This is a genomic window from Solimonas sp. K1W22B-7 (assembly GCF_003428335.1).
Taxonomy (GTDB): domain Bacteria; phylum Pseudomonadota; class Gammaproteobacteria; order Nevskiales; family Nevskiaceae; genus Solimonas_A.
In genome coordinates, this window is record NZ_CP031704.1 from 16,222 (window position 1) to 29,407 (window position 13,186).

Consider the following 13,186-nt stretch of genomic DNA (forward strand, 5'->3'; position numbering starts at 1 on the left):
AGATGGCAAAGAAGAATGTCATGCAGTTCATCGAGATCGGGCGCCAGGACCCGAAGAAGGTGCCTGCGGAAGTGCGCCTGCACGACTGGCGCGAGATCTACGGCCAGTTCCCGGTGGAGCAGGCTGCGACGCAGTCGGGCCGCTGCCTGGAATGCGGCAACCCCTACTGCGAGTGGAAGTGTCCGGTCCACAACTTCATCCCCAACTGGCTGAAGCTGGTGCAGGAAGGCAACCTGTTCATGGCGGCCGAACTGTCGCACAAGACCAACTCGCTGCCGGAAGTCTGCGGCCGCGTCTGCCCGCAGGACCGCCTCTGCGAAGGCGCCTGCACGCTCAACGACGGCTTCGGCGCCGTGACCATCGGCAGCATCGAGAAGTACATCTCCGATGAAGCCTTCAAGCAGGGCTGGCGCCCGGACATGTCCGGCGTGGTGCCCACCGGCAAGCGCGTCGCCATCGTCGGTGCCGGCCCCGCGGGCCTCGGTGCCGCCGACATCCTCACGCGCAACGGCGTGAAGGCCGTGGTGTTCGACAAGTACAACGAGATCGGCGGCCTGCTGACCTACGGCATCCCTCCCTTCAAGCTGGAAAAGGAAGTGATGCTGCGCCGCCGCGAAGTGTTCGAGGGCATGGGCATCGAGTTCCGCCTGAACACCGAGATCGGCAAGGACATCCAGTTCAAGGCGCTGCTCGACGAATACGACGCCGTGTTCCTCGGCATGGGCACCTACACCTACATGAAGGGCGAGTTCCCCGGTGAAGACCTGCCGGGCGTGCACGAAGCCCTGCCCTTCCTGGTGAGCAACATCAACCGCGTCATGAACTGGGAAAAGAACGCCGCCGACTTCGTCGACATGGCGGGCCAGAAGGTCGTCGTGCTCGGCGGCGGCGACACCGCGATGGACTGCGTGCGCACCTCCGTGCGCCAGCAGGCCACCAGCGTCAGCTGCATCTACCGCCGTGACGAAGCCAACATGCCCGGCTCCAAGCGCGAAGTCAGCAACGCCAAGGAAGAAGGCGTGAAGTTCGTCTTCAACCGCTCGCCGGTGGAGATCGTGGGCAAGGACAAGGTGGAAGGCGTGAAGGTGGTCGAGACCCGTCTCGGCGCGCCCGACGCACGCGGCCGCCGCAAGCCCGAGGTGGTGCCCGGCTCCGAGCAGATCATCCCGGCCGACCGCGTCGTGATCGCCTTCGGCTTCCGCCCGAGCCCGGCCGACTGGTTCGCCGACCACAGCATCAAGCTGCTGGACGACGGCCGCGTCGACACCACCGAGAAGAAGCGCTTCCAGACCGCCAACCCGAAAGTCTTCGCCGGCGGCGACATGGTGCGTGGTTCCGACCTCGTCGTCACCGCCGTCTACGAAGGCCGCCAGGCTGCCGAGGGCATTCTCGACTACCTGGGCGTCTGATCCCGCAGCGACAAGGCTGAAAGAGCCAATCCGGGGTCAGCGCAAGCGACCCCGGATTTTTTTTGCCTGAAGATTATTCAGCCGCAGTAGCTGTCCCCTCTCCCGCTTGCGGGAGAGGGTGGCTCGAAGGGCCGGGAGAGGGTTTCTGTAAATGGTGGTCTGGCTATCCATTCCCCGAGTTCCAGAAACCCTCTCCCGCCCCTGACGGGGCACCCTCTCCCACAAGTGTGAGAGGGGACAGAAAGTAGAGAACCAGGCGTTGCATTAGTTGCAAGCAAGACGCACCTCCAACCCGTTCACCCCGAGTAGCGCCGCGAAGCGCCGCGTATCGAGGGGCCCAACCCAGCTCGGGCGTATAACAGTTACACAGCACATGAACACCACAACAACAGCACCCGAAAACCTCCGCCGCGGCTACCTCTTCGCCGCCCTCACCGTCGCCATCTGGACCGGCTTCGTCCTGGTCTCGCGCATGGCCGGCAAGGGCGCGCTCACCGCCTTCGACGTCACCGCCCTGCGCTTCGGCGTGGCCGCCGTCATCCTGCTGCCGTTGCTGCTGATCAAGGGTCTCGGCTCCCTGCGCAACCCGCGCCGCCTCGCCGCCTGCGTCCTCACCGGCGGCCTCGGCTACGCGCTGCTCTGCTACAGCGGCTTCTACTTCGCCCCCGCCGCGCACGGCTCCATCCTGCTCAGCGGCACCATGCCCTTCCTCACCGCCGTCCTCGCCTGGCTGTTCCTGGGCGAGCGCCCCGGCACGCAGAAGCAGATCGCCCTGCTCGTCACCGCCGCCGGCATCGCCTGCATGGCGCTGCAGACCTTCGGTCACGGGGTCGAGGGACGCAGCTGGATCGGTGACCTGCTATTCGTGAGCGCAAGCACCAGCTGGTGCGTCTTCACCATCCTGGTCCGCCGCTGGCAGATCAGGCCCTGGGACGCGGCTGCGGGCGTGTCGGTGACATCGGCGGCGCTGTTCCTGCCGGTGTATTTCCTGGCCCTGCCCAAGCACATCGATGTAGCACCCTGGCAGGAGATCGCCCTGCAGGCCGGCTACCAGGGCGTGCTGGTGGTGATCATCGCGATGGTGCTGTACACGCGGGCGGTGGCGGAGCTGGGGCCGACGAGGCTCGCTGCAGTCATGGCGACGGTGCCGGCGATATCGGCATTACTGGCGTGGCCAGTGCTGGGGGAGGCGTTGACGCCGTTGTTGGGCGTTGGCATCACGCTGGTGACGGCGGGCGCGCTGATCGGCGCGGTGACGCGGACTTCGGCGTGGGCGAAGTAGGCCTGAGGATGACGAGCGCCTCGCGACGCCATATCTCACTACCTGACACCCGGTTCAGGTAGACGATATGCGAGTGAAGTCTCTAGTCTAAAAGACACGAGGCGCAAAACACGGGAGAAGAGTGGTGTCCGTCCAGCTGATCGTCATCGCCGTAAAGGCAAATGTAAGCGCCCCCTTTCAGAACGGATACGGCTGGGTAGGCGATGACAACCTTGCCATCAAGCACCGCCATGGCGAGACTGGGATGCCGACAGCTACTCCTTCGGCTGGCTCTACGACGGACTGACAGCCGTGGGCCTGCGCACCCTTGCGCTTGAACAGATGCGGGAGTTCCTGGAGACCTACAAGGGCGACCGCATTGCCATGTTCACGGATCACGATGATGCAGAACGGATCGACTCCTTCGGCTTGTCGAAGAAGCCCGGCAAGAAATTCGTCTCGCAACTCAAGAAGAAGGATTTTCTCCATGGGCGCTTCAGGATCGAAAACAGCGCCCTTGGAAAGAGCTACACCACGCAGTCCGCGGATTGGTTCGTGCCGCTCAAGAGCGGGAAGGTCAGCAGCGTCGGCATCAAGCGATTCATCAAGCGGCTGGTCTCGCCGTCGATGGCGCCCGATTCGCTGGTCAACACCTTCGGGGTTCTGGCGTGGTACGAAGACCTTGGACCCATTGCGGAACTGGTCAAGGAAGCGAACTCCGGTGGGCACGACCTGACGATTTCGGTCATTCCGGAGAAGGCGTGAAGCGAGAAGCTGGATACATTTGTTTTACGCTGCGCCGAAAATCTGTCCCCTTTGTTTTGTTTCGTCCCTCTTGCTTGCGTTGTTTCGTTGTTTGGAAAATCTAGGGAGCTATCGTGTCTACCCCATGCTACGAAGAACCAGCAGCCGGGAGTGCCCTTCAGCAGGGCGACATACTGCATTGGCCCAAGGCGGCGAACTGCTTTGAAGCCGCCGGTGTTGTAGTGACGGCCGACTGCGATTTGGCACGAGGAAAACACTGGGGCAAGGTATCAGTGGTCCCTCTTATTTCAATGCAAAACTGCGTTGAAGAGCTCATGGCGCCAAAGTTACTTGAACGCTGTACGGATAAGCTTTTCGAAAAGCTTAAGAAGCAACTCAGAAAGAAATTTGGCGGGGAGGAAATTTCAAAGGACATTCTTGAGATTCACCTCTCCTCCGAGAAAATTCCGGATGAATGGAGAGATGACGCAGAAATAGACACGCTTGCTAAGTTGGTTCGACAGGCGCGGCGGCATGAATCTACGATACCCCCCCTCGAGTGTTTGGCTATGGCATATAAACAACTCGAGGCAAAGCCGAATAGTGTGTTACTCAACAAGATTCAAACTGCGCTTCAACAGCCGCCGGGGGATGTACTAGTCCTACCTCTGATTTCACTTCTACCGTTTGAAGCAAGGGTGGCTTGGCTTCGTGTGTTACGAGAGGTTGAAGATATTCAAGTCGCGCTTAAAGCGAGTGAGTACACGGACGGGATGGCACAAAGAGTAGCCAGACTGGGGCCAATCTGGAGGTACAAGCTGACCCAGAAGTTGGCTCAAGTATTTTCCGACATAGGCCTGCCAGACGAAGATGAAGCCACAGTGAAGACAGACATAGTCTCCTATGGACAGCAGTTATCACATCAATACACTCCGGAAGGCGTGTAGCGCCTGCAGTTACCGAGACTTCATATGACAAAATTCTTAGTGATAACGGAAGGAGCCGCTGAAGCGGCCCTGTCACAGGGCGAGGTGCAACTTCGCGAACCATTCTTGTCCGAGGGCGGCGACTACGGCATTACGCGAATGGATGATGCGGCGCATGATGCGGTGGCTTTTGCTACGGCTCGGGATTCGCGCGAGCCAAGATATGCAGTTATCAGCGTAGATGAACTAAACCGCCTGCCGGCTAAGGCAGCTCGAGATGTATTTGCCCGAATACACAGGGTGTTGAAGGCATCTTACAAGTTCCCTATACGCCTCCCGACCTCTTGGTCGGAGTATCACCATCAAAATCGCTTTGCATTCTTTGCTGTGCCGAAAGAATGGGGCAGCTACAGGTGGATTGCTGATTACGATGATCACAGGAAGTGCGTAAATTTTTCGCAGCTGAGTAGTGCAGCTGGGCCAATAGTGCTTGAGACTCTTCGTCCCGGTACGTCGCCTGATCTCGCGGAGGCATTGGAAACTGCACTGATAGCGGCGAGAAACGCACGGCGCACGGATACCACTCTGGAATCGTTGGTTAGTCGCGTGGACTTTGATGCAATTGGCGGCGGCGCCATATCGAAGTCCTACATGTATGAAGAATGGACCAATAGACTTTCCGCTAGTCAGCAAAAGGTTCTCGAAATACCGCCGCTATCTAGCATACGGATCGTCGGTCATGCCGGTACTGGAAAAACTCTAGCACTTTGTCTCAGAACCATTTTCGAATGCCGAAGTGCAGAGAAAGAGAAAAAGCCGATTCGAATTTTATTCACAACGCATAGTTGGGCGATGGCAGAGCGCGTTGATGAGACGCTCACCACGTTAAACGGGGGTACGCCCCGCGTTGAGATTACGGTATTTCCTCTTCTACAAATACTGATTGACGCGTTGGGAGGTTCTGCGGCCTCCTCACTGAGCATTCTTGGCGATGACTCAACCGATGGTAGAAAGCGGCAAATCGAGATCATAGGAGAGCTAGTTCAATCTTTTTCTAGCTCAGACCGAAAATCTTTTACGGCAGCGGGGCTTTCAAAGCACATCGCGGAGGCTCTCGACTCAGCCGGTACGTCCATCGAGCGGGCGGAGCTTGTTGAGGACATATATCAGGAGATTAACGGCGTTCTTTCGGCCGATGCGGTGTCGCTTGGCGATCAGCGCAAGGTTGATGAGTATCTAAAGCAAGATCGAGCCGACGACATGCCACCCTTCCGGCGAAGAGGCGATAGGCTCCTTGCACTGGCCACATATGGCCGATTTATACACAGGCTGCGAGACGGTGGTTACGTCACCACAGATCAGCTCGTAAGCGACGTGGTACGGATACTTGAAACCTTCTCGTGGGCCGTTAGGCGAGAAGCGGAGGGATATGACGTAATTGTTGTCGATGAGCTACAGCTTTTTGATGCGCAGGAAAGGTTTGCGCTTACGTTGCTAACGCGTTCGCCCCAACAAGCGGCATTCGTAAGCGCGGAAGATCCCAGCCAGGGAATCTTCTCCGCCATTTCTCCCGCATGGCGAAAAGGGTTGCCCGAAAAGAAATTGGCGGCACCCATCGAATTTCGCGAGGCGCATCGATTCGATGCGGGAGTGCTCCGCTTTGTTACGCATCTTTATCGATGTTTCCCTTTAAACACGCAGGCTATCGCCATAGGAGATACTTCGATAAATTCGGGGGCAACTCCAGAATTATTCCAAGAGACTACATTGGAAGGTATTGCACAACGCGTTTCTGCAATAGCGATGGAGGAGCAAGCTACACAAGCGGCAGAGGACCGCCTGGCTATTATTGATCTGGACGGTGCGGCTGAGCCCGTTGCGCGGGCCCTCAACTACAGGGGGTTGAAAGTCACAATACTCCATAGTCTCGATGACGTTGAAAAGCTTAGCTATTCACGCCGCTCCATTGTGGTTGGGCCGTGGCAGTTTCTTGGAGGCACGCAGTTCACATCTGTTGTTGTTATTAGTCAAAGCGGTACCACGTCTAGCAGCACTTTCGGAAGATTGCGAGAGCTGACAGGTGTGTATGTTGCTTCCAGTAGGGCGGCAAAGAGATTGAGCTTAGTCGTCGCCGGGAAACTACATCCAGCAATCGAATCTGCCCTCAGTCAAGGGTTAATAAAAAAGGGAGACGTTAAAAAGCATTAAAAAGTAGTAAGAGCGGAGGGGCGACCGGGAACGGCTTAGGCTATAAGGGGACACCATTTACCCTCCGCTCCGCATGAGCAACATGCAGGGCCAGCTGCAACCGCCTACGTCCCCCGCCCCCCGATACACTCCGCCAGCGCCGCCGGATCCAGCAGCGTGAAGATGCTGTTGTGCACACTGATCCAGCCCAGCCGGCGGAACTCCGCCACTTGCTGGTGGATGCTCTGCCGGGTCGCGCCCAGCAGCATGCCCAGCTCTTCCTGCGGCAGCTTCACGGGAATGACGATGCGGCCTTCTTCCAGGGTGCCGTAGAGGTAGGCCAGTTGCAGCAGCCGCTTGGCCAGGCGCGCCCGCACGCTCAGCACGGCCTGGTCCTCGATCAGGCCCAGCAGGCCTCTTACCCAGCGCAGCAGCAGCTCGGTGAACTGCCGGTAGTAGTGTGGGTGCTCGCCAAGAATGGCGACCAGGTCGGCCCGCCGCAGCAGGCGCGTCTGCGAGTTACAGAAGGCCCGGCAGGTGGAGGAACTCGGTGCTCCGTCCAGTGCCGAACTGAGCCCCACGCAGCTGCCGGGCTCGAACAGGTAGAGGATGAATTCGTGGCCGTCGGTGGTGACCGTGCTGGAGCGGATCTCGCCGCTCTCGACAAAGTAGAGGCCGTCGGCCCGCTCGCCCTTGTGGAACAGCACTTCACCCGCGCGGAACGGGCGCGGAACGGTGGCCGCGGCGAAGCGCTGCAGGAGGTCCGGCGGCAGGTCGCGCATCCATTCCGCCAGGGCGACCGCATCCATGCCCAGCGCGGGCAGCAGATGCCGCGGGTCGCCGGGACGCAGGGTCTTTGACAAATGTAAAGTTTTTGACAGCGGACCTTGAGTCACCTCCCCACTATAGACCCCGTCGTCGTGCGGCGACCAGTTCCGGCGGGGTCTTCCCCCGGCTGACCAAAATGGGGAGAGATCATGAACAAGTTGTTGAAAGTGCTCGGCATGCTGGGCGTGGCCTGGGGTGTTTTGTCGACCGCGCCGGCGATGGCGCAGCAGGCCTGCAGCCTGGAGCCCACCGCCGGTACGGTGACCCGGACCATCGGCTCGCGCAGCTACACCCTCAACGTGCCGGCCGGCCTGGTGGGCGGCTCAGTGCCCCTGCTGATCGCCCTGCACGGCGGCGGCTCCAATCCCTCGTTCCACGAGAACGAGACCGGCTGGACGCCCTATGCCGCTTCGCACAACTTCATCGTCGCCTACCCGAAGGCACTGAACGCCTGGTGGGATCTCACGGACAACTCGGTCGACACCCCCTTCCTCAAGCAGGTGGCCGCGGACATCTCCAGCCAGTGGTGCGTGGATCCCAAGCGCATTCACGTGGCCGGCTTCTCGCGCGGCGGCATGATGTCGCATCGCGTCGCCTGCGATGACGACGGCACCTTCGCCTCGGTGGCGCCGTACGCCGGCTACCTGCCGACCGCGGAGTTCGCCAGCTGCTCTCCCCAGCGCAAGGTGCCGGTGGCAATCTTCCACAGCACCTTCGACCCCATCGTGCCTTACTTCCGTGCGACCGCGGCGCGTGATTTCTGGAAGACCAACAACGGTTGCACCGGCTCGGTGACCACCACCGTCAACGGCTCCGCCTTCGAGCGTTACACCGGCTGCGCCGGCGGCACGGAAGTCTGGCTGCGCCAGTACTTCCAGTCGCACAACTGGCCGTTCGGCAGCGACGCCGACGACATCCGCAACCGCATGTGGGCGTTCTTCCAGGCTCATCCGCTTCCCTGAAGGGCCTTGTGAAGAGTCCGCTCGTGCCGGGGCTGTCCGGTACGAGCGGACTTTTCTTTTTTCACCAACCCGTTCCGCTCCAGGCCCCGGGGCGCCGCATTGAGGCCTCCCCAATGGCGGGCGCATACTCGCTGGCCTCGAATATGCGCCGGGGGAGCGGTGCCCGCCGGTGTTGCCTGCATCGCCGATCCGCTGACGGGCCCTGCAGTGCTGCGACAGTCAGCGACATCCTGACGGGGAGCATCCGATGAACAAGAACATCACGATCGTGCTGGTGCATGGTTTCTGGGGCGGCGCGGCGCACTGGAGCAAGGTGATCGTCGAACTGACGCGCCGCGGCTATGAGTCGATCCGCGCGGTGGAACTGCCGCTGACCTCGCTGGCCGACGACGCCGAGCGCACCCGCAAGATGCTGGCGCAGGTGCAGGGGCCGGTGCTGCTGGTCGGGCATTCCTACGGCGGCGCCGTGATCACGCAGGCCGGCGACCTGCCCAATGTCGCGGGCCTGGTGTACATCGCGGCCTTCGCGCCGGATGCGGGCGAGAGCCCGGGCGCCATTACCCAGCAGCATCCGCCGGTGGCCGTTCCCAATCTTGCACCGGACAGCGACGGCTATCTCTGGGTCAGGCCCGACAAGTTCCATGAAAGCTTCTGCCAGGACCTGACGCGCGACGAGGCGCTGGTGATGGCGGTGACGCAGAAGGCGCCGCTGGCCAGCACCTTCGGCGATGCCGTGACCGCCCCGGCCTGGAAGAAGAAGCCCAGCTGGTACCAGATCTCCAGCGAGGACCGCATGATTGCCCCGGCCAACCAGGAGCGCATGTCGGCGCGGCTGGCGGCACGCAAGGTCATCACCCTGGCGGCGAGCCATGCCTCGCTGGCGTCGATGCCGGCAGAAGTCTCCGCCTTTATCGCCGAGGCCGCCGCCGCGGTGTCGTAAAGCGGGACCGCAGAGGGGACGGTCTTACTTGCCGGACAGCCCTGCAAGCTGCTCCGCTGCGTTGCGCGCGCGCCGGGTTGAAAGTGATACTGGATTCGAGGCCGTACCAGGAGAGGCGGATGGCGATCACGAACACGCAGTCCGGGACCACGGTTCACGAGGTTGCCGACGGGATCTACCGCATCAGCACGCCCGTGGTCATTCCGGGAGGCGGCTTCTCCTTCAACCAGTACCTCATCGACGACGACGAGCCGCTGCTCTTCCACACCGGGCCGCGCAAGCTGTTTCCGCTGGTACGGGAAGCGGTGGCCAACATCCTGCCGCTGGAGCGCCTGCGTCACATCGCCTTTTCGCACGTCGAGGCCGACGAGTGCGGCTCGCTCAACGAATGGCTGGCGGCGGCGCCACAGTCTGCGCCCCTGTGCGGCACGGTCGCGGCGATGGTGTCGATCGGCGACCTGGCGGACCGGCCGCCGCGCGCGCTTGCCGATGGCGAGCTGCTGTCACTGGGCAAGCATTCCGTCCGGTGGTTCGACGCCCCTCATCTGCCGCACGCCTGGGAATGCGGTTTCCTGATGGACGAGCGGACCGGCACGTTGTTCTGCGGTGACCTGTTCACGCAGGGCGGCTCCGGGAATCCACCGCTGACCGAGTCGGACATCCTCGGGCCGAGCGAGGCGTTTCGTCACCAGATGGATTACTTCTCTCATACGAAGAACGCCCGCCCCATGCTGGAGCGCCTGGCCGCCGCCAAGCCGACAACGCTTGCCTGCATGCACGGCAGCGCATGGCGCGGCGATGGCGCGAAGCTCCTGCGCGCGCTTGCCGATGCGATCTGTGCCTGATGATTCCCGTTCTTCCATCCGATCCAGGAGCCTGACGTGCTGGCAAGGATTTTCGGCCTGACCCGATCGGTACCTGATCTGCGAGCGGCAATCGTGGAGGTGCTGTCGGATATCGCGGGAGAGACGTTGGGGCGCAAGGCGGCCGAGTGCTTCGATGACCCCGAGAGATTTGAACAACTCTGCGCTGAGAGTCATACGGAGCCGCCCTGGATGTCGGATGACCGTGACCCGACGCCGGGAGAAAGAGCCGCCGGCATTTTTTTCCAGTTGCTGCAGGATGAGGGGCGCTCAGATGTCATCGACTGGGCGTACGGCGGTACGGAGGTGGTCCACGTGATACAGGAGCTCCTGCGGAAAGCCGGTGCGGAATGCTTCGGCAAGGAAGAGCTCGAGCAGTTCACGGCGCTGGCTGGCAATGCCGGGCGAGGAAAGGCCTTTGCGAAGCTCGATGGGCCGCTGAAGACGGCGGTGCAGAAAAGAGGGCTGGTACTCGCCTATCTGGACCGGGATGCCGATGCCTACTTCCCGATCCTGGTCTCACCGGAAGTTCATGCGAAGTGGAGCAAGCTTCGCTTCGATGCCGATCATCGGATTCTCTGAGCGGCCGGCGACCCAAAGGGGACCGGACTCGAAGGCGACAGATTTATTGACTCCCCCAAGTGCCGCCGCTTGCGATCCCAACAGCAAAACCGGAGCGCCACACGGCGCTCCGGTTCGATCCGCTTCCTCTTCCTACTTTACAGCCCGCGCCGCCTGCTCGATCAGCGCGGCGACCACCGCCGGCCTCGACACGTAGACCGCGTGGCTGCCGGCGGTCTCGACCACCTTCGAGCCTGCACGCTGCGCCATGCCCCGCTGCGCCTGCGGCGGGATCATGCGGTCGTCCTTGGCCACCAGGTACCAGCTCGGCTTGGCGGCCCAGGCGGGCTGGGTGACGGCACCGGTCAGCGCGGCCACGCCCCAGGGCACCTGCGAGTCCGCCATGAAGGCTGCAGCCGCCGGGTCCACGTCCGCCGCGAAGGAGGCCGCGAACTTGCTGCGATCCAGCAGCAGGAAGCCGTCCTTGGGCGGCAGGATCGGCGGCACCGGCGCGCCCGGCACGGGGTTGGCGATCAGCGTGTTCACCGACTCGCCCTTGTCCGGCGCGAAGGCTGCGATGTAGACCAGGCCCTTCACCTTGGCGTTGTTGCCGGCTTCCGACACCACGACGCCGCCGTAGGAGTGACCGACCAGGATCACGGGGCCGTCGGCCTGGTCGATCGCGCGCTGGGTGACGGCGACGTCGTCGGCCAGCGACAGGGTCGGGTTCTGGACGATGCTGACGTTGTAGCCGTCCTTCTTCAGGATGTTGTAGACGCCTTGCCAGCCGGCGCCGTCGACGAAGCCGCCGTGGACCAGCACGACGTTCTTGATGCCCTGGGGGGCGGGAGCGGCCTGGGCAGGGGCCAAACCGGCGGAAGCCAGCAGGGCGGCGGCGGAGACCAGCAGGGTGCGGAACTTGTTCATGTCACTTACTCCTTGGTTGTTCGCGATAATGTTTATCGCGATAAGTGAATCCTAGAGAGGCGACGGACGCTTGTCAAGAACAAATTTGCCGCGATAACTAATTTCGCGGTAATATGTTGATGTGCTTCGAAATTTGGTGAATGACCATGGCCAAGCCTGCCCCCCGCCCCGAACCCATCCCCCTGGACGGCCAGCTCTGCTTCTCCCTCTACGGGGCCAGCATTGCCATCAACCGCACCTACAAGCCGATGCTCGACGGCCTGGGGATCACCTATCCGCAATACCTGGTGCTGAGCGCGCTCTGGGAGGGCGACGGTCAGACCATCACGGACATCGCCAACCGGCTGGCGCTGGAGCCCAGCACGATCACCCCGCTGGTGAAGCGGCTGGAGCAGGCGGGGTTCCTGTCGCGCCAGCGCAACCCGAAGGACGAGCGCCAGGTCACCGTGCGGCTGACGGACAAGGGCAAGGAGCTGCAGCGGGAAACCGGCTGCCTGACCGACGCGCTGCTGCGCAAGTCCGGCATGACGGTGAAGGAAATCATTGCCCTCAACGAGCAGGTGCGGACGCTGCGCGACGCCTTGGCCAGTGCCATCGCTGCGCAGTGATGGCGCGGCGCCCAAGGCCCTTCGGAAGCGCGCGGCGCAGGCCCACCGCGCACATGGCGCCGTAACGCCAGGGCGCTAGGCTTGTCGGTATTCTCCGTGCGCAGAACCCGAAACCCCATGCTCAAGCCCCTGCTCGCCACCGCCCTGCTGACCTTGCTCGCCGCTTGCTCTTCCAGCGCGCCGCCCGACAGCGACGTGCCCGGCGCCAGCGCCGGGGTGGACCAGGCGATGCGCCAGCACGCGCATGCCCACAACGACTACCTGCACGAAACGCCGCTGATCGATGCGCTGCAGCGCGGCTTCGGCAGTGTGGAGGCGGACGTGTACCGCACGCTGGGCGGCGACCTCGCGGTGGCGCACAGCCTCGCGGAGATCCGCCCGGGGCGGACGCTGCGGGCGCTGTACCTGGAGCCGCTGGCGACGCGGGCGAGTTCGGGCGATCTGGTTGCGCAGGGACAGAGGCTGCAGCTGCTGGTGGACCTGAAGAGCGCCGGGCCGGCAACCTGGCAAATCCTGGAGAGCCAGCTGGCGGAGCATGGCGAGCTGTTCACGCGCTACGACGCCAGCGGCATGCACCCCGGCGCGGTGGACGTGGTGGTTTCGGGCAACCGGCCGCGCGCGGACATGGAGGCCGCGGCCGTGCGGCGTTCGGCCTACGACGGCCGGCTCTCGGACCTGGATGATCCGGCGCCGGCGGCGTTCATGCCGCTGATCAGCGCGGACTGGGCGGGGGAGTTCGGCTGGGACGGCAGCGGCGAGTTTCCGCAGGCCCAGCGGCTCAAGTTGCAGGATGCGGTGCGGCGCACGCATGCGGCCGGCCGCAAGCTGCGGCTGTACGGCACGCCCGACGCCCCTGGCGAGGCGCGCGACCGCCTGTGGTGCACGCTGCTGGCGGAAGGCGTGGACTGGCTCAACACCGACGACCTGGACGGGCTGCGCGAGTTCTTCCAGCGTGCACCCTGCGACTGAT

13 protein-coding genes are annotated in these 13,186 nt (G+C 62.6%); 11 read left to right on the top strand and 2 right to left on the bottom strand.

Annotated elements, in window-relative coordinates:
• Window positions 1-2 precede the first annotated feature (2 nt).
• The 5 genes from D0B54_RS00060 (at window position 3) to D0B54_RS00075 (ending at window position 6,548) form a co-directional block, all read left to right on the top strand.
• Window positions 3-1,409 (top strand): FAD-dependent oxidoreductase, encoded by a 1,407-nt coding sequence (locus D0B54_RS00060; RefSeq protein ID WP_117288173.1) that lies wholly within the window; start codon window positions 3-5, stop codon window positions 1,407-1,409.
• 373 nt (window positions 1,410-1,782) lie between these two features.
• Entirely contained in the window at window positions 1,783-2,691 is a 909-nt protein-coding gene (locus tag D0B54_RS00065; RefSeq protein WP_117288174.1) for a DMT family transporter, read from the top strand.
• A 291-nt stretch (window positions 2,692-2,982) separates the two neighbouring features.
• The gene (locus tag D0B54_RS00070) at window positions 2,983-3,435 is read left to right on the top strand and encodes a hypothetical protein (RefSeq protein ID WP_162932083.1); all 453 of its coding nucleotides are present in this window, start codon (window positions 2,983-2,985) and stop codon (window positions 3,433-3,435) included.
• A gap of 113 nt (window positions 3,436-3,548) precedes the next feature.
• A complete protein-coding gene (locus D0B54_RS24040) occupies window positions 3,549-4,361 on the top strand; it encodes a hypothetical protein (protein WP_162932084.1) in 813 nt (270 codons plus the stop codon).
• 24 nt (window positions 4,362-4,385) lie between these two features.
• Entirely contained in the window at window positions 4,386-6,548 is a 2,163-nt protein-coding gene (locus D0B54_RS00075; protein WP_117288176.1) for a UvrD-helicase domain-containing protein, read from the top strand.
• Between the two features lie 104 nt (window positions 6,549-6,652).
• Here the strand turns inward: D0B54_RS00075 and D0B54_RS00080 are convergent, their stop codons facing one another.
• The gene (locus D0B54_RS00080; protein ID WP_117288177.1) at window positions 6,653-7,390 is read right to left on the bottom strand and encodes a Crp/Fnr family transcriptional regulator; all 738 of its coding nucleotides are present in this window, start codon (window positions 7,388-7,390) and stop codon (window positions 6,653-6,655) included.
• 114 nt (window positions 7,391-7,504) lie between these two features.
• On the opposite strand from D0B54_RS00080, the gene D0B54_RS00085 reads away from it, so the two are divergent.
• From D0B54_RS00085 to D0B54_RS00100, 4 genes are all read left to right on the top strand, one after another.
• Window positions 7,505-8,317: an alpha/beta hydrolase family esterase gene (locus D0B54_RS00085; RefSeq protein ID WP_117288178.1), complete on the top strand. Its 813-nt coding sequence runs from the start codon at window positions 7,505-7,507 to the stop codon at window positions 8,315-8,317.
• A 247-nt stretch (window positions 8,318-8,564) separates the two neighbouring features.
• A complete protein-coding gene (locus D0B54_RS00090; RefSeq protein WP_117288179.1) occupies window positions 8,565-9,257 on the top strand; it encodes an alpha/beta hydrolase in 693 nt (230 codons plus the stop codon).
• Between the two features lie 119 nt (window positions 9,258-9,376).
• On the top strand, window positions 9,377-10,102 hold the full coding sequence (locus D0B54_RS00095) for an MBL fold metallo-hydrolase (RefSeq protein WP_117288180.1): 726 nt from the start codon (window positions 9,377-9,379) through the stop codon (window positions 10,100-10,102).
• Between the two features lie 36 nt (window positions 10,103-10,138).
• A complete protein-coding gene (locus tag D0B54_RS00100) occupies window positions 10,139-10,702 on the top strand; it encodes a DUF6630 family protein (RefSeq protein WP_117288181.1) in 564 nt (187 codons plus the stop codon).
• A gap of 132 nt (window positions 10,703-10,834) precedes the next feature.
• On the opposite strand, the gene D0B54_RS00105 is transcribed toward D0B54_RS00100, so the two are convergent.
• A complete protein-coding gene (locus D0B54_RS00105) occupies window positions 10,835-11,608 on the bottom strand; it encodes an alpha/beta hydrolase (RefSeq protein ID WP_117288182.1) in 774 nt (257 codons plus the stop codon).
• Between the two features lie 146 nt (window positions 11,609-11,754).
• On the opposite strand from D0B54_RS00105, the gene D0B54_RS00110 reads away from it, so the two are divergent.
• Entirely contained in the window at window positions 11,755-12,216 is a 462-nt protein-coding gene (locus D0B54_RS00110) for a MarR family winged helix-turn-helix transcriptional regulator (RefSeq protein WP_117294918.1), read from the top strand.
• A gap of 117 nt (window positions 12,217-12,333) precedes the next feature.
• Entirely contained in the window at window positions 12,334-13,185 is an 852-nt protein-coding gene (locus D0B54_RS00115; RefSeq protein WP_117288183.1) for a phosphatidylinositol-specific phospholipase C/glycerophosphodiester phosphodiesterase family protein, read from the top strand.
• Window position 13,186 lies beyond the last annotated feature (1 nt).